The organism is Novosphingobium kalidii (assembly GCF_040534015.1).
Taxonomy (GTDB): Bacteria; Pseudomonadota; Alphaproteobacteria; order Sphingomonadales; family Sphingomonadaceae; genus Novosphingobium; species Novosphingobium kalidii.
This window is the reverse complement of the sequence record NZ_JBEWLY010000013.1, coordinates 277657-293420: the sequence shown is the minus strand read 5'-3', so window position 1 is coordinate 293420 and position 15764 is coordinate 277657. Positions and strand designations below refer to the sequence as shown.

Here is a 15764-nt window from a genome sequence, read left to right as displayed (position 1 = left end):
AGGAACTCACGCGGTCCGGCGCAAACCCTTTGCGCGTGGTGCGTGATAAAACAATTGCGGCACCGCCCCTCAATGAAGTGCGCGCGCTCAGTCTTCCTGCGCGATCGTGATCTTGCAGCCCTCAAGCACGCCGGTAATCGGCACCTGGCATGACAGGCGGGAGTACTCATTGCGATGCTCGGAGCTGTCGAGCAGATCGTTCTCGTCCTCGGTCATCTTGGGGAGCTTGTCGAAGTACTCCGGAGCAATGTGGACGTGGCAGGTCGCGCAAGAGCAGCAGCCGCCGCAAAGCGCCAGAAGCTCGTCGAAGCCGCTGTCACGGATCACTTCCATCAGCGTGCGGCCTTCGTTCGCCTCGACGCTCGACTCTTCACCCGACTGATTGACAACGATGATCTGCGGCATGTCGCTTCTGTCCCATCTTCAAATCTATGATACTCACTGTATCATAGCGAGTGCCTATACAAGCCTCCGCTGCAGGCTGCTAGTGGGTGACTCTCGCTTTGGCAAGGCAACCGAATCGCATGGGACTACAAGCAGAAGCACTCCGCGAAGGGCTGGATGCCCTAGCCGCCAGGGAACCAAGCGTGGCGCGGGCGCTTGGCATAGCCGGCTATCCTGAGCCCCGCATCCGCCCAACGGGTTATGCAACGCTCCTGCGCACGATCGTCGGCCAGCAAGTCAGTGTCGCGGCGGCGGCATCGGTGTGGGCGCGGCTGCAGGCCTTGCTGGGGGACGAGCTGCCCCCCGACCGCTTGCTTGCCGCCGAGTTCGACGCATTGCGAGGCTGCGGGCTCTCGCGACAGAAGCAAGGCTACGCCCGGTCATTGTGCGAACTGGTGGTCGCGGGCACGCTCGACTTGGAAAACCTGCCGAGCGACGACGAAGAGGCCATTGCCGAACTGGTACAGATCAAGGGGATCGGCCGCTGGTCCGCCGAGATCTATCTCCTGTTTGCGGAAGGGCGGCCCGACATATGGCCCGCCGGCGACCTTGCGGTACAGGCCGGGTTACACAAGATTCTGGGCCTGCCCGCTCGCCCCAGCGAGAAGGAGACGCGAGCGCTTGCCGAGGCCTGGCGCCCTCACCGCGGCGCGGCGGCGATCTTCACCTGGCACTGTTACAACAACGCAGCCCTTTGAGGCGACAGCCGCACGAGTTCGCGCGGTTCAGGCGATAGCGTCGATGAACCTCGCCATGGCGAGGTCGCGTGCACTCAAGCCGGCAGCATCGTGCGTGGTAAGCGTGATTTCGACGCGGTTGTAGACGTTGAACCACTCCGGGTGGTGATCGGCCTTGTCGGCCTGGATCGCCACGCGCGTCATGAAGCCGAAAGCGGCGTTGAAATCGGCGAACTGCAGGCTGCGCGTGATGGCCAGTCCATCCTCACGCAGGCTCCACGCCGGAAGAGAGGCAAGTGCATCGGCGCGCTCTTCATCAGTCAGGCGGGGTATCGTCATTGCGCTCTCCTTGGCAGTCCTCGCGACATCCCCTATCGCGCCATGCCATGCAAGAGGCCCGCATCGCCGCACACGACCTCGCCTGCCGACGCGGCGACCGATTGCTGTTTCGCGGCGTGTCCTTTGCGCTAGCTGCAGGAGACGCGCTGCAGGTGGTTGGCGCGAATGGCGTCGGCAAGTCCAGCCTTCTGCGCCTAATGGCCGGCCTCGCACGCCCCTTCGCAGGGAGAGTGGAACGCCAAGGTGCGATCGGCCTTGTGGACGAGCGACCTGCCCTCGACCCGGAACTGCCCCTCGCCCGAGCCCTTGCTTTTTGGAGCGGTATCGACGGAAGCTCTCACTGCGCTTTCGAGGCGCTGGGCCTCGACGAACTGCTCGACGTTCCCGTGCGCTATCTCTCGACTGGACAGCGCAAGCGTGCGGCGATGGCCCGCCTGCTCGGGCAAAAGGCGGCAGTCTGGCTGCTGGACGAGCCGCTCAACGGCCTAGACGTGCATGCAGCGCGTGCAGTGGAGGAACTCACAGCATCTCACTGTGCGGCGGGTGGAATTGCTCTGGTCGCCTCTCACCAGCCGTTCGCCTTGCCGGGGATGACGACACTCGCGCTTCAGGAGCACGCGGCGTGATCCGGCTCTTTGCCGCTCTTCTGAGACGCGACCTCTCCCGGTTGCTCGGCTCCGGTCAAGGCGGCGGGGCGATGCTCCCCATCCTGTTTTTCCTGGCCGTTGCGATGATCTACCCTTTCGCAGTGGGTCCCGACGCGCCCCTCCTGGCGCGGACCGGGGGCGGGGTGATCTGGATCGCGGCCCTGCTGGCGGCCATCCTCCCGCTCGACCGGCTCATCGAGCCCGACTTGGAGCGCGGGATGTTCGACCAATGGGCGCTGCGGGGGATCAGCGAAGAGTGGGTCATCGCCGTGCGCGTGCTTTCGCACTGGCTGAGCTTCGGGCCACCCTTGATGCTCGCCGCTCTTCCCGCCGGAGCGCTGCTCGGGCTCGATGGCGAAGCCCTGCTCAGAGTCGAACTTGGCCTGCTTGCCGGCACTCCAGGGCTGGCCGCGCTCGGAGTGGCAGTGGCGGCGATCACGGCGGGCCTGCGGGGCGGCGCCGCCCTTGCTGGTCTCCTCGTCATCCCTCTTGGCGTGCCCCTGCTGATCTTTGGCGCCGGAAGCCTTTCGACCGGCGGCCAAAGCGGCATTGCGCTTACCGGCGCAGTCAGTCTCGTGCTGCTGGCGGTCGCCCCGTTTGCGGGAGGAGCGGCGGTGCGCGCCTCGCGCGACTGATCGTCCCGGCGATTGCTCGGCTCGCCAGGACACAGGCATAAAGCGCCAACAACACAATCGCACGGGAGAGCACGGAGATGACAAGCGCACGCGAACTCATCGACAAAGCGCGCAGCGAGACCGGCCTTGAGGACTTCGGAGGCGACGCGTTTCGCGAGGGGCTGGAGGTGCTGGTCTCCTCTCTTGAGCAGGAGGCCGACCTCAACGCCGCAGGCGAGAAAGCCGTGTATGGCCGCATTCTTCTGCACCTGCAGCAGCGATTGATGATCGAGGACTGGTACCGCCGGCATCCCGAAATCGACGAGGGCGAAATCCGCAAGCCGCTGTTCGGCGTCAGCCTGCCGCGGACCGGCTCGTCGGCCCTGTCGTTTCTGCTCTCGAGCGATCCGGCGATCCGCTACTTACGCGTCTGGGAAAGCGCCCAGCCCTGCCCGCCTCCGGCCACGGTCTCAGGCCCCGATCCGAGGCGCGGCATGGCCGCAAGCGCGCTGGACGGCGAACTTCAGGGCGGCACCCGGACACCGACCGGTATCGATGGCGCCATGGAGTGCCAGGACCTGATGGCCCTGACGATGGCCAGCCAGATCTTCCTCTCCTTCGCCAAGATGCCAAGTTATGCAGACTGGCTGCTGAACGCCGATCTCACGGCCACATACGCTTACGAGAAACGCGTGCTGAAGCTGCTGCAGTGGAGGCAGCCGGAGCGGCGCTGGCGGCTCAAGGCCCCTTCCCACCTGCTCTACTTGGACGCGCTCGACAGCGCGTTCCCGGATGCGCGCTTCGTGATGACTCACCGCGATCCCTCTGACGTGCTGCTATCCGTCTGTGTCGTCTATGCCGACATCATGGGACGGTTCACCGACACGCTGGACCACGGCTACATCGGAGAGCTTAACCTTCGCACGTGGTCGGAAGGCATGCGGCGCGCGATCGCTTTCCGTTCTGCAGAGAGCAACGATGCGCGGTTCTACGACATCCACTTCAAGGCCATGCAGCAAGACCCTGTCGACCAAGTGCGCGGGCTCTACGCCTGGCTCGGAGAAGATGTGTCGGCCGAGTTCGCCGAGGCGATGGCGCTCTGGTGGGCGCGCAACGACGAGCGTGAACGCGCCAGCAAGCCAGACCCTTCGCTGTTCGGGCTCGAGACCGGTGCTGTACGTGCGCAGTTCGCAGACTATTTCGCCCAAATGCGCAAGTGGGTCCCGGATGATGGCGAACCGCACTGACCTGCGCCCTTGCCCAGCTCTATTGAGCGATTAAGGCAAGGCAGAGCTGAACATGAGAGGAGAGAGCATGAGCGAGCCCATCACCGGCAAGTACGATTTCGATACCGCTGCCCGCGAGGAGCAGGTCATCGCTGGCGGTCCGCGCTATGCACCGCTGAAGCTCGATGAAATCTCTGCCGAAGGACGGGAACAGGTCGCGGAGATCCGCAGCGCATTCAGTATTCCTGAAGATCGCCCCTTCCCAGACGTCAGCCTGATCACGCTTCGGCATCCTGGCATGTTCAAGGGCCAGATGGTGCTGGGTATCGAACTGGCTGCGCGCGGCACCATTCCCCCTCGTGAGCGCGAGTTGGCGATCCTGCGCCTCGCGCTGCTTGCCCGTGCGCCTTTCGAGTGGTGCGAGCACGTCGACATCGGCAAGGCTTTTGGCATTACGGCCGAGGAGATCGAGCGAGTGACCCACGGCTCTGAAGCGAAAGGCTGGAGCGAGCACGAGGCGGCACTGCTACGCGCCGTCGAGGAGCTGATCGCGGATCACTGCATGTCCGACGACACCTGGGAGACGCTGGCGAAGACTTACTCCGAAAAGCAGATGCTCGAAGTTCCGATGCTGGTGGGCGCCTACCTCATGACGGCGCTGCAGCAGAACTCGCTCAAGATACAGTGCAAGGCTGGTTTCGAGTACCGCTGAGGCCGCTCACCCGGCTGGCCGGAACAGAGCCGCAACGCGTGCGCTGCGCTCTGCAAGGTCGCGGGGAAAACTCTCGGGCTGCTGCTCGGCCATGGCGCTCCTGATCGCCGCTTCAACCGCGTCCGGATCGTCCCCGGACGCGAACCCGCCGTCACTTTCGGCGAGTTGCATGCGCGCCACGCGGCCTCCCCCGACAGCCAGGATTTCGCCGGTGAGGTCACATGCCTCAGAGAGCAGCCACGCGGCGCCTGCGGCCACGTGCTCCGGCTTCATCCGCTCGAAAAACCAGGTGGCGTAAGGCTCCGGTAGAAAGCCTTCCGTCATCCGCGACTGTGCTGCCGGGAGGACACCGTTGACGCGAATCCCGTGCTCGAATCCTTCGACGGCCAGGCACCGCACGACCCCGATCAATGCCGCCTTGCTCGCCGCGTAGGGCGTGTTCCCCGCCGCTCCGTAGAGCGCCGCCGAGGGCGCCAGAACGATGCGTCCGAAGCCCTGATCGCGCATGATAGACCATGCGGCACGAGTCAGGCGCATGGCTGCCATGGGATTCACCGCGAGAAGCAGCGCAATATCCTCGTCCCGCATCGCGTCGGGTCCCTGCAAGTCGGGACAAGGGCTGGCATAGTGACACAAGCCATCGATCGTACCGTAAGCCTTGATGCAGGTCGCAATCGCGTCTTCGCAGCCCGCCAGCGTCGAAAGATCGGCAGCACAGCCCACCGCCACACCACCCGCGGCAACGATTGCAGCGGCTGCCTCATGCGCCGCTCCCGTATGACCGCTCGCACCCGAAAGCGCCGAGCCGTTATCGACCAGTACGACCCGCGCACCGCATGTTGCCAGCAACTGCGCTTGAGCGAGACCGATCCCCCGCGCCGCGCCGGTGACGACGACCGCCCGTCCAGCGACCGCAAACGCCCTTTCCATGGTCACTAACCCTTCCCATATCTTTTTTCCTGGATGAGCAGCATCGCGGCCATCGCACTTGGGGGCAAGCGGGGAACCTTCGGGCTCCTGAAACCCTTTCCCCATCCAAAGAAGATGCGCTTGATGCGAGATCAAGACGATCGATTGAGGCAAATGGGACCGAACATTACGCAAACGGCCGAGCTTCGGCTGCGAGAGGACTTTACTGCCTTCGTTCGCGACAACGACTTTCCGTGCGTCGGCGCGAAGTCGGCGCTTGCGCATGGTACATTGAAGACTATCGTCTGCTGGTCCGTCGAGAGCGGCTGGGACGACGTGCGCATCCACCGCGAGCTGCTGGATTGGGCTTTCCATTATCGCGATGACCCGGGCCTGTTTCGCAGCATCGCCTTCATCTTTGCCAGCCCGGGCGAGCTTTCGGAAGAACGATTCGAGAAGGCGATGTGGGAGCGGATCCAGTCATTGGCGGACAAGGACGCCTGGCTGAACCAGCCCTACGATCCACGAGTCAGCGGCGATCCTGAGGACCCTCATTTTTCGCTCAGCTTTGGCGGCGAAGGCTTCTTCGTTGTCGGCATGCATCCGAATGCCAGCCGTCCTGCGCGTCGATTCCCTCGGCCCGTGCTAGTCTTCAATCTGCACGATCAGTTCGAGCAGCTGCGGGACCAAGGGAAATACGAAAACATCCGCAAGGCCATCCTAGCTCGCGACGAGAAGCTGGCAGGTTCCGTGAACCCGATGCTCGCACGCCACGGTGATACAAGCGAGGCTGCGCAATACAGCGGCCGGCTTGTGAGCGAAAGCTGGCGCTGCCCCTTTGTCGACCCGCGTCGGGGCAAGCAGGAGCGTGCGGAAGCCGAATGAACACCCAACGCATAACGCCGCGCTCTGCGGCTGGATTTGAACTGCGCGCAGGCCAGCTTCTCACGGTCGTCGATCCCGAAGGCGTGCAAGTGGCCGACTTGCTCGCCTTCAGCCGCGACGACACGCGGGAGGTGATCAGCAATGGGCGCACCTTTGACTACGAAGAGACAATTCGCCTCACCACCGGCAATCGTTTGTGGTCCAATCGTTCTAACGTGCTGATGACGATCGAGGCGGACAATGTGGGCTGCCACGATTTCCTCTTGACGCCGTGCAGCGAGCACACGTTCCGCCACTTTTACCCCGACAAGCCGGTCCATCGCGGCTGCTTCGGAAATCTTGCAGAGGCTCTGGCGCCGTGGAGCATCACGCCTGACGCGATCCCAGTCGCCTTCAACTGCTTCATGAATGTGCCGCTGAATGGCGAAGGCAAAGTCAGCGTCCTGCCGCCCATCAGCAAAGCAGGCGACTCGATCTCGCTGAGAGCAGAGAAGGACCTGATCGTCGGTCTCACCGCCTGCTCTGCCTATGACAGCAACGGAGGAAGCTTTAAGCCGATCGACTACCGGATCGACGGCTGAGCACCTGCCGCTTTCATCCGGAAATTAGCTGAGAAAAGACCGGGGCGGGCTTGAGCCCCGCCCCGGCTGTAAGGCTGGGAGAAGAGAACGGCGCCCCATGACTGACGCCGCCCCCGGCCGCTCAACCGGCCGATCATCCCGGAAGGGGTTGACCGCTCGGAAAAGCCGCGCAACAAACGCTAATGATAATCGTTCGCAAATTAAAGCCCCAATTTGAACGTTCAGGAGATGCCGGAATGTACCAGTTCGTCGATCGTCCGCTCGAGAGCCTCGATTGCGGTTGCCGCTTTCTGGTCTGGTCGATGCGCGCATGGGTTACATCGATGGGCCAACATACCTGCCCGGCACAAGCGCTCGCCCCTGCGTTCGCCCGCTGGCGCATGATCGGAGGCCTCCAAGCGTTTCACCGCACCATGCTCCTGTTCAACCGCGATGCGCTGGAGACATTCGGATTTGCGCCGCTGGCATGCAGCCGTGTCTCCGAGCATGAAGCCATCATCCTCAGCTTGTTGATGGCTCTGCGCGACAACGGAGCAGGCACCGCCCGCGACACACTGGAACTCATCTTGCAGGAGGACGCAGTCGGAGACCTGCTCGACTCGCTCTCGAAGGTGGGTGCCGCGCTCGCCGTAGCCGGCATATTTCCCAGCGATACGGTTGCCGCGCCTGGCAGTGGGAACTGAGCGCGGCCGCTTTCTCGCGATTCTGCAGCGGGCGCGACAATCAGGATGATGCCGTTAGCGTCGAAATTCTTGAGCCGCTAGCTGAACCCCGCGCCATCAGCGCCGGCATCAAACACGCCATGGCTTCGCTCGCCGGGATGAGGCCGGTCAATCCTGGCGCATCCCCAGGTCGTCACATGCAAGACCGGAGGAGCGCCCCTGGACGGGCGACAACTTAGAGTCTGTCGAAGAGGGTCAACATCCGCTCCCACGCCTTGTCGGCCTCGATGGGGTCGTACGCGGGTGAGTCCGGTACGCACCAGCCATGGTCGGCGGGATAGACCTCGATCTCTGCCGGCACTCCGGCGGCATCAGCGGCCTTGCGCAACTGCTCCTTGACGGAAGGATCCTTTGCATCGTCGTTGCGGGCGATCGCGAACAGGTATGCGGCCTTCGTCCGGGCCAGCAAGCGATGCGGGCTGTCCGGCTCGTCCGTCACCAGCCCTGCCCCATGGAACGAGGCTGCCGCACCCACTCGCCTGGGGGCGGCAGCGGCTGTGCGCACTGTGAATGGGCCGCCCATGCAGTACCCGTTGCTGCCGATCCCGCGGGTCTTATCTACCGCCGCTTCTCCATCAAGAAACGTGACGTATGCGCCCGCGTCGCGCGTTACCGCCTCTGTCGTGAGCGCCTCGCGCAGCGGCTTGATCTTGGTTTGCCCCTCCGGCGTGCGAAACTCCGAGAAGCTCTGCAGGATGGGTGCGGGCCCGCCGCGGTAGTACTGGTTGACGCAAAGGACGGCGTACCCTGCCGCAGCCAGCCGGCGAGCCATCACCTTCTTGGCTTCCCGCAAACCTGCGATGTCCGGCCACATCACGATTCCAGGGTGCGCACCTTGTGCGGGATAGACGAAGAAGGCGTCAGCGATGCCGTCCGCGGTGGTAATCTCCACCATGCGTTCCCGCAGATTGCTGCTCGTGCCGGCCGCGCGCACGTCTGCGGTGCACCCAGCCAAAGCAATCGCGGCGCCAAGGACGGTGAACTCACGACGGCTTACCGCTCGGTTGCCCTCTCCGGAGTCTTGCCCTTGAGCGGTCGGATCCTCGCACATGCTCGCACTCCAATTTGACTTGCTAACGGCCAAGCTTAGCCAAGAGCAAAGCCGCGGGCCAGTGATTGCTCGGCCATAGCAACGGCCGCTCAATCGTTGGCGAAGTTCAACTCGACGTTTACGGCGTTCGGATCCACGAGGAATATCTGCCGGATCGAACCGTTCGCCACGTCATTCACCCGATACAGCAGTTCCATGGCATCGAGCTTTTCACGAGCGGCTTCAAAGCCCCGGCATCGGAAAGCGACGTGATGGACCCCATTGGTGGACTGCCCCGGCATGTACCCATCATACCGCTCCGAGGCTGGGTCCTTCCAGACGAGGTGAACGATTGCAGCGCCTGAGCCATCGCGCATCCACGCGCCACGAAAGCCAGCAGCAACCCCGAGGTTTTCACTGCGGGTCAGGCCCAGCACCCGCTCGTAGAACGCCGCCGTTGCTTCAAGATCGTGGGTAAGAATGTTGATGTGATCGATGCCGCTGACCAGCATGGTCGCTCTCCCGTGCTTTTCCTCATTGATGAGGCGGTGCAGCAAGGGGCGCAAGAACTATCGGCTGGCTGCTCAGCTCTGGAAGACTACCGTGCGCGTGCCGTTCAGGAGCACCCGGTCCTCCAGGTGCAAACGTACCGCTTCGGCCAGAACCCGACGCTCGATATCGCGGCCCTTGCGAACCATGTCATCCGGTGTGTCCGCGTGGGTGACCGCTTCCACGTCCTGGTGGATGATCGGGCCCTCGTCCAGATCCGCTGTCACGTAGTGCGCAGTCGCGCCAATCATCTTCACCCCGCGCGCGTGAGCCTGATGATATGGCTTGGCCCCCTTGAAGCCTGGCAAAAACGAGTGATGGATGTTGATGCAGCGCCCAGAGAGGAAGGCCGCCATCTCGTCTGAGAGTATCTGCATATAGCGCGCGAGCACCACCAGTTCGGCTCGGCTGTCCTCCACGATGGCGCGCACCTGCGCTTCCTGCGCCGCCTTGGTGTCTTTCGTCACCGGCAAATGGTGGAAGGGAATATCGCCGATCAACGGCACGTTCAGCACTTCGCGGGGGTGATTACAGACGATGCCCACCACTTCCATGGTCAACTCGCCAATTCGCTGGCGATAGAGCAAGTCCGCAAGGCAATGGTCAAACTTGCTGACCATCAGCAGCACGCGCCTCGGCCGGTCGCGGCGCAGCATCGACCAGGCCATGCCGTATTCGTGGGCGATCGGCCCGAAGCCTTCGCGGATGTCCTCACGGTCGGCCGCGCCGGGATCGAAGGCCACGCGCATGAAGAACTTGTTCTCGGCGAGGTCGTTGAACTGCTGCGCCTCGATGATGTTGCCGCCGACTTGCGCCAGGTATCCCGTCACCCGGGCGACAATGCCGGGTCTGTCGACACACGAGAGAGCCAGGATCAGCGGTTCGGCCATCAAGCAGCCGCGCGCTTGCTCAGCGCCGCCTCGCATTCCGTGACCAGCGCGCCGATGATCTCGGCAACGGGTTCCTCCTTGGTCACCATCCCGACGGATTGACCCGCCATGAGCGAACCGTTCTCGACATCGCCATCTACAACCGCGCGACGCAGGGCGCCTGCCCAGTAATGCTCAATCTGGAGCTGCGCTTCGCCCATTACGACCTTTTCCTCATCGAGCAGCTTGGCGACTTCGATCTGCTTGGCGGTGAACGCTTCGGTGCCCCTGTTCTTGAGAGCCCGGACGGGGATCACCGGAAGCCGTCCATCCACTTGCACGGAGGCGACAGCATCGCGGGCGGACGCGCGGAAGAATGCCTTCTTGAAGTCCGGGTGCGCAATGGACTCGCTTGCGCACGCAAAGCGAGTGCCAAGCTGCACGCCAGCCGCGCCCATCTCAAGGTAACCGGCGATGGCCTCACCCCGCCCGATGCCACCTGCAACGAACACCACGTTCTCGGCTGCCAAGCTCGGCAGAATTTCCTGTGCGAGCACCGAAGTCGAAACCGGGCCGATATGTCCTCCGGCTTCCATCCCCTCGATCACCAGCGCGTCTGCACCGGAGCGCAGCAGCTTCTTGCCGAGCGCAAGCGTGGGAGCAAAGCAGATGACTTTCGCTCCGCTGCCCTTGATCGCCTCAACGCTACCCTTGGGCGGTATGCCACCTGCGAGCACCACGTGACCGATACCGTGCTCCGTGCAGACACCGATGAGGTCGAAGAGCTGAGGGTGCATGGTGATCAGATTGACACCAAAGGGCTTGCCGGTCAGCGCCTTCGTGGCCGCAATCTCGGCATCGAGCAGCTCGGGTGTCATTGCGCCGCAAGCGATCACGCCAAAGCCGCCGGCATTGCTGATCGCGGAAACGAGGTTACGCTCCGATACCCAGGACATCGCGCCGCACAGGATCGCATACTCGCTGCCGAGGAACTGCGCACCGCGCGCCATCAGCGCGGAAGTCTTGGGAGAGGCGGCCATCAATGCTCCGTGTACCCGCAATGGGAAAGGCAGGCGCCTTAGGCCGGGGCGCTCCTTCGCACAAGCTGGGAGGAGCGCAAACGCCCCCTGCCGCTTACGAGGGCGTCCTTCAGAGCACGCTTAAGCCGTTGCATCCATGCCATAGGCGGTGTGGAGCACACGCACCGCCAGCTCGGTCTCATCCGCGTCGATCAGGACGGAGACCTTGATTTCGCTGGTCGAGATTGCCTGGATATTGATGCCGCGGTCCGCCAGCGTGCGGAACATCGTCGATGCCACGCCTGCATGGCTGCGCATGCCCACACCCACGACGCTGATCTTGGCGACCTTGTCGTCGGAGATCAGCCGGTAGTAGCCAATGGCTTCCTTGCGCTCCTCCAGCATCGCTTGCGCGCGCAGGAGGTCGGCCTGCGGGACCGTGAAGGTCACGTCCGTCTCGGCCTTTTCCTTGGCGACGTTCTGGATGATCATGTCCACGTTGATGTTGCCATCGGCGAGCGGGCCGAAGATGGCCGCGACGGCGCCGGGCTGATCGGGCACGCGCGTCAACGTGATCTTGGCTTCGTTCTTGTCGGCGGCGATGCCGGTGATGAGCTGGCGTTCCATGTCGCTTCCTTCGAGTTCCTCATCGCTGACAATCATCGTTCCCGGCAGATCATCGGCGGGCGGCGCGCTTTCATCGATGAACGACGAGAGCACCTGAACCCGCACCTTCTCTTTCATGGCCAGGCTGACCGAGCGGGTCTGCAGCACCTTCGAGCCCACTGAAGCAAGCTCGAGCATTTCCTCGTACGTGACCAGTGGTAGCTTGCGCGCCTTGGCGACGATGCGAGGATCGGTCGTATAGACCCCGTCGACGTCCGTGTAGATGTCGCAGCGGTCCGCCTGCACTGCCGCTGCCACAGCCACGGCCGAAGTATCCGAACCGCCGCGGCCCAACGTCGTCACCCTGCCCTGCGGCGACACGCCCTGGAAGCCGGGGATCACTGCGATTTCGCCACTCGCCATGGAAGCGGTTAGCGCTTCGGCGTCGATGTCCTCGATCCGCGCTTTGGCATGCGCGTCGTCTGTGCGGATGGGCACTTGCCAGCCCAACCAGGAGCGCGCCTTGCAGCCCATGGCCTGCAGCGTCAGCGCCAGCAGACCCGATGTCACTTGTTCGCCGCTCGCCACCACCACATCGTACTCAGCCGGATCGTAAAGCGCATTCGCCTCGCGGCAGAAGTTGACGAGGCGGTCGGTCTCGCCTGCCATGGCCGAAACGACTACAGCCACTTCATGCCCAGCTTCCTGCTGGCGCTTGACGATACCAGCCACGCGCCGGATGCGCTCGGTGCCGGCCATGGAGGTGCCGCCGAATTTCATCACGATGCGGGCCACGTCGCAACTGCTCCTTCGATCGCCTGAGCCCCAATGTTCGGGCAGGTGGATTAGAGTCGGGCGCGCTGTTAGGGGTAGGTTATGAACAATGCAATAAGTCCGGACACTATTCGCCCCGAGGAAGCTGCGCACTTCGGCGCGCTGGCCGCAGAGTGGTGGGATCCAAAAGGGTCCTCGGCGATGCTGCACCGGCTGAACCCGGTACGACTCGCCTTCATCCGAAAGGCGATAGATGCGCACTTCTTCACGGATGCGGAGGCGCTGAAACCGCTTTCGGGCCGCCGAGCGCTCGATGTCGGCTGCGGAGCCGGGCTGCTGGCAGAACCCCTGGCCCGTCTTGGTGCGGACGTCACGGGAATCGATGCGGCACCCGAAAACATCGCCGCAGCATCGGCGCACGCACTCGCGATGGGGCTTTCGATCGATTACCAGGCCGGCGAGATCGGAGCGATCGCCCCCAGGGGTATCGATCTTGTCTGCGCCATGGAAGTCATCGAGCACGTTGCGCACAAGGGGGCTTTCGTGGCCGCCCTTTCCGATGCGCTCGCACCGGGAGGGCTGCTGGTGGTCTCCACGCCCAACCGTACTGCCCGTTCGCGCTTGTTATTGGTCGAGGCGGCGGAACGCCTCGGGCATGTGCCGCGCGGCACGCACCGCTGGAGCGACTTCGTGACGCCCGAAGAGCTCAGCGAGCTGCTGACGGCCGCGGGACTGGTGATGAGCGCTCCTCGCGGCATCGGCTGGTCGCCGTTAGCGGGGCTCCACCTGACAGACGATCTCGCGCTCAACTACATCGTGACAGCAACCCGCGCCTGATCGCTGTTCCCGAAAGGGAACTACCCCTCTCCGCACGTCCGAGCGAACATGCTCTCCAGACTGGGGACAATCCCGGCTTGATAGGAGAGGGATATGGACAGGCTGCGGGTCATCCAATGGACCACCGGCAAAGTGGGCAAACTATCGTTGCGCGCAATTCTCGACGATCCGCGACTGGAGCTTGTCGGTGTCTATGCCTACTCCGACAGCAAGTCAGGCACTGACGCCGGCGATCTGTGTGGACGGGCACCTACCGGCATCAAAGCGACCAACGACATCGACGCACTGCTCGCGCTCGGCGCCGATACGGTCCTCTACACGCCTTTCCAGGCGGACTTGGACCATGCGGTTCGGCTGCTTGAAAGCGGGCTCGACGTCGTTAGCACCAACCTGTTCCTTAATGTCGGCGGCATTCAGGGGGAAGTTCAGGAGAAGCTGGAGGCAGCCTGCCAACGCGGGGGCAGTTCGCTGTATATCACGGGCATCAACCCTGGCTGGATCAATTCGGTTGTGACTGCCATCACGGCGATCTGCCGCGACGTCGATTACGTCGGCACCACGGAATCGGCGGACTGCTCGGTCTACGAATCCGTCGAGACCTGGACCTTGCTCGGGATGGGCGAGCCGGGCGGCATGACCGACGATCTGATGAAGCGGGCGCATGACTGGCTGATTCTGTTTCGCGACGTTGTCGTCCGCATCGGCGCTGCACTGGAAATCGCCTATGACGATATCGAGTTCTTCTGCGAGTACGCCACGGCTGCCGAAGACGTGGACCTCGGATGGTTCAAAATGGGCGAAGGCACCAATGCGGCTCTGCGCGGCGGCTGGAACGGCAAAGTCGGCGGCAGAACCGTCGTGCAGATGAAGGTCGTCTGGTATCTCACCAAGAAGCTTGCCGAAGGGTGGGAGATCGACGCGGATCAGTATCGCCTGGAAGTGAAAGGCGACCCCGACGTCGATGTGAAGATGCGCTTCACTCCGCCCGAGCACTGGGGAAATCATGACTGGGACACGATGACCGCACTCCCTGCGGTAAATGCCTTGTTTCAGATCAAGGCGGCCCGTCCTGGCATTCTTGGCCTTCGCGACGTCGGCCTTCCGCACGCTCCTGTTGGTGAGTGGATGCGGGCGCGGCGAGCCGGCCACTAGTCTTCAGGTGCGCATTACCGCGGCTCCACGAGTTCGGCTCTACTTGTCTCTCGACTACGAAGGTCAAGGCGCTTAATCCTGGATCAGGTCGTGCCATGCTGTGGCACGACATTCGCATTTTTGAGCGCTGTGTTGGGGGATGGGATGGACGAGAAGATGCAGCGTCTCGCGCACTTTGATGTCGGCCTCTGGTTCGCTCGCCCCTTCACGCAAACCATAGCGCGGCTCGCGCTAGGCGCGGCCTGCGGTGTTGCAATGGTCGTCCTGCGACTGACGATCGACATGTTGGCCCCCGGTGCCGGGCCGTTTGCCACGGTCTACCCGGCTATTCTCCTGGCGACCCTGTATGGCCGATGGGAAGCAGGATTGGTCGCTTACGGGATCTGTTTCCTTTGGGGCTGGTCCCAGGTGCTGCCGATGGCTGACCTCATGACTTCCGATGCCAGCAAATTCGCCCACGTGGCGCTACATGCCGCCTCAGCACTGATCGCTCTTGCCTTTGCCGAGAGGTTTCGTCGGGCCGTAGAGGCCGCCCAGCAGCACGGCGAGGCGGAGATCGAGCGTCGTGCCGTCCTCCTGGCGGAGCTGGAACACCGCACCAAGAACAACTTCGCGCTCGTCGCAAGCCTGCTCGAGCTTCAAAAGCGACGCGAGGACTCTGAACAGGTCCGCCGGGCTTTCGACGATGCAATCGGTCGCGTGCGGACTTTCTCGGAGGCCTACACCCACCTTGCAGGGGAGCAAGGAGAAGGCGTCATGGTCGAGATGCAGCCTTATCTGGAGCGGATGCTGGCGCGGGCCAGCAACGCGATGCTCCCCCCGCAGGTGAGAGTGTCAGGTCGCTTTTCAGAAGCGAGTCTGCCTCGCGAGGCTGCCGTGGCCATCGGCCTCTTCGCTAACGAAGCATTGACCAATTGTGCCAAGTACGCCTTTCCCGACGGGCGCGCAGGCTTGGTGGAGATCACGTTTGACGTGGATAAACAAGGCTGGTGCCTTATCATCCGGGACAATGGCGTAGGCGACGTAGCGCCCCCTCCTGCGCACAGCGGCGGCGGGATCGGGACACAACTGCTCGAAGCGTTCGCCCGTCAGGCCCGCGCGCGCCATGCTACAAGCTACGCGTCATGCGGGTGTGAAGTCTCTCTGATCTACGAGCGGGACGAAGCCTGAGC

Annotated in this window: 19 protein-coding genes; 11 read left to right on the top strand and 8 right to left on the bottom strand. The window is 63.3% G+C overall.

The window, feature by feature from the left end; translation table 11 throughout:
• Positions 1-87: 87 nt before the first annotated feature.
• Positions 88-405: a 2Fe-2S iron-sulfur cluster-binding protein gene (locus tag ABVV53_RS08185; protein WP_353983896.1), complete on the bottom strand. Its 318-nt coding sequence runs from the start codon at positions 403-405 to the stop codon at positions 88-90.
• 119 nt (positions 406-524) lie between these two features.
• On the opposite strand from ABVV53_RS08185, the gene ABVV53_RS08180 reads away from it, so the two are divergent.
• A complete protein-coding gene (locus tag ABVV53_RS08180) occupies positions 525-1142 on the top strand; it encodes a DNA-3-methyladenine glycosylase family protein (RefSeq protein ID WP_353983895.1) in 618 nt (205 codons plus the stop codon).
• A gap of 27 nt (positions 1143-1169) precedes the next feature.
• Here ABVV53_RS08180 and ABVV53_RS08175 read toward each other — a convergent pair whose 3' ends face one another.
• Positions 1170-1496 carry a 4a-hydroxytetrahydrobiopterin dehydratase gene (locus ABVV53_RS08175; protein ID WP_353984211.1) on the bottom strand — a complete coding sequence of 109 codons (327 nt, stop codon included), beginning with the start codon at positions 1494-1496 and terminating at the stop codon, positions 1170-1172.
• Positions 1497-1507: 11 nt separating this feature from the next.
• Between ABVV53_RS08175 and ccmA the strand changes: the two genes are divergently transcribed.
• From ccmA to ABVV53_RS08155, 4 genes are all read left to right on the top strand, one after another.
• On the top strand, positions 1508-2086 hold the full coding sequence (gene ccmA, locus ABVV53_RS08170) for a heme ABC exporter ATP-binding protein CcmA (RefSeq protein ID WP_353983894.1): 579 nt from the start codon (positions 1508-1510) through the stop codon (positions 2084-2086).
• Complete coding sequence (locus tag ABVV53_RS08165; RefSeq protein ID WP_419956770.1) at positions 2086-2742, top strand: heme exporter protein CcmB; 657 nt, start codon at positions 2086-2088, stop codon at positions 2740-2742. The genes ccmA and ABVV53_RS08165 overlap by 1 nt, the downstream gene beginning before the upstream one ends.
• A 77-nt stretch (positions 2743-2819) precedes the next feature.
• On the top strand, positions 2820-3968 hold the full coding sequence (locus ABVV53_RS08160; RefSeq protein ID WP_353983892.1) for a sulfotransferase family protein: 1149 nt from the start codon (positions 2820-2822) through the stop codon (positions 3966-3968).
• 67 nt (positions 3969-4035) lie between these two features.
• Positions 4036-4659 carry a carboxymuconolactone decarboxylase family protein gene (locus tag ABVV53_RS08155; protein ID WP_353983891.1) on the top strand — a complete coding sequence of 208 codons (624 nt, stop codon included), beginning with the start codon at positions 4036-4038 and terminating at the stop codon, positions 4657-4659.
• Positions 4660-4665: 6 nt separating this feature from the next.
• On the opposite strand, the gene ABVV53_RS08150 is transcribed toward ABVV53_RS08155, so the two are convergent.
• Positions 4666-5589: an SDR family oxidoreductase gene (locus ABVV53_RS08150; RefSeq protein ID WP_353983890.1), complete on the bottom strand. Its 924-nt coding sequence runs from the start codon at positions 5587-5589 to the stop codon at positions 4666-4668.
• Positions 5590-5742: 153 nt separating this feature from the next.
• On the opposite strand from ABVV53_RS08150, the gene gntA reads away from it, so the two are divergent.
• The 3 genes from gntA to ABVV53_RS08135 all read left to right on the top strand — a co-directional run bounded on the left by gntA (position 5743) and on the right by ABVV53_RS08135 (position 7717).
• A complete protein-coding gene (gntA, locus tag ABVV53_RS08145) occupies positions 5743-6453 on the top strand; it encodes a guanitoxin biosynthesis heme-dependent pre-guanitoxin N-hydroxylase GntA (RefSeq protein ID WP_353983889.1) in 711 nt (236 codons plus the stop codon).
• The gene (locus tag ABVV53_RS08140; RefSeq protein WP_353983888.1) at positions 6450-7034 is read left to right on the top strand and encodes an urea carboxylase-associated family protein; all 585 of its coding nucleotides are present in this window, start codon (positions 6450-6452) and stop codon (positions 7032-7034) included. The genes gntA and ABVV53_RS08140 overlap by 4 nt, the downstream gene beginning before the upstream one ends.
• 236 nt (positions 7035-7270) lie before the next feature.
• Positions 7271-7717, top strand: a complete 447-nt coding sequence (locus ABVV53_RS08135; protein WP_353983887.1) for a hypothetical protein — start codon at positions 7271-7273, stop codon at positions 7715-7717.
• A gap of 214 nt (positions 7718-7931) precedes the next feature.
• On the opposite strand, the gene ABVV53_RS08130 is transcribed toward ABVV53_RS08135, so the two are convergent.
• The 5 genes from ABVV53_RS08130 to ABVV53_RS08110 form a co-directional block, all read right to left on the bottom strand.
• On the bottom strand, positions 7932-8807 hold the full coding sequence (locus ABVV53_RS08130) for a dienelactone hydrolase family protein (RefSeq protein WP_353983886.1): 876 nt from the start codon (positions 8805-8807) through the stop codon (positions 7932-7934).
• Positions 8808-8896: 89 nt separating this feature from the next.
• The gene (locus ABVV53_RS08125) at positions 8897-9298 is read right to left on the bottom strand and encodes a VOC family protein (protein WP_353983885.1); all 402 of its coding nucleotides are present in this window, start codon (positions 9296-9298) and stop codon (positions 8897-8899) included.
• 72 nt (positions 9299-9370) lie between these two features.
• Positions 9371-10225, bottom strand: coding sequence for a formyltetrahydrofolate deformylase (purU, locus tag ABVV53_RS08120; protein WP_353983884.1), 855 nt, complete (start codon positions 10223-10225; stop codon positions 9371-9373).
• Entirely contained in the window at positions 10225-11244 is a 1020-nt protein-coding gene (locus tag ABVV53_RS08115; RefSeq protein WP_353983883.1) for an NAD(P)H-dependent flavin oxidoreductase, read from the bottom strand. The genes purU and ABVV53_RS08115 overlap by 1 nt, the downstream gene beginning before the upstream one ends.
• A 120-nt stretch (positions 11245-11364) precedes the next feature.
• Positions 11365-12624: an aspartate kinase gene (locus ABVV53_RS08110; protein WP_419956762.1), complete on the bottom strand. Its 1260-nt coding sequence runs from the start codon at positions 12622-12624 to the stop codon at positions 11365-11367.
• A gap of 81 nt (positions 12625-12705) precedes the next feature.
• On the opposite strand from ABVV53_RS08110, the gene ubiG reads away from it, so the two are divergent.
• The 3 genes from ubiG to ABVV53_RS08095 all read left to right on the top strand — a co-directional run bounded on the left by ubiG (position 12706) and on the right by ABVV53_RS08095 (position 15762).
• Positions 12706-13440, top strand: coding sequence for a bifunctional 2-polyprenyl-6-hydroxyphenol methylase/3-demethylubiquinol 3-O-methyltransferase UbiG (gene ubiG / locus ABVV53_RS08105; protein WP_353983882.1), 735 nt, complete (start codon positions 12706-12708; stop codon positions 13438-13440).
• A 93-nt stretch (positions 13441-13533) separates the two neighbouring features.
• Complete coding sequence (locus ABVV53_RS08100) at positions 13534-14592, top strand: NAD(P)H-dependent amine dehydrogenase family protein (RefSeq protein WP_353983881.1); 1059 nt, start codon at positions 13534-13536, stop codon at positions 14590-14592.
• A gap of 144 nt (positions 14593-14736) precedes the next feature.
• The gene (locus ABVV53_RS08095) at positions 14737-15762 is read left to right on the top strand and encodes a sensor histidine kinase (RefSeq protein ID WP_353983880.1); all 1026 of its coding nucleotides are present in this window, start codon (positions 14737-14739) and stop codon (positions 15760-15762) included.
• Positions 15763-15764: the final 2 nt, after the last annotated feature.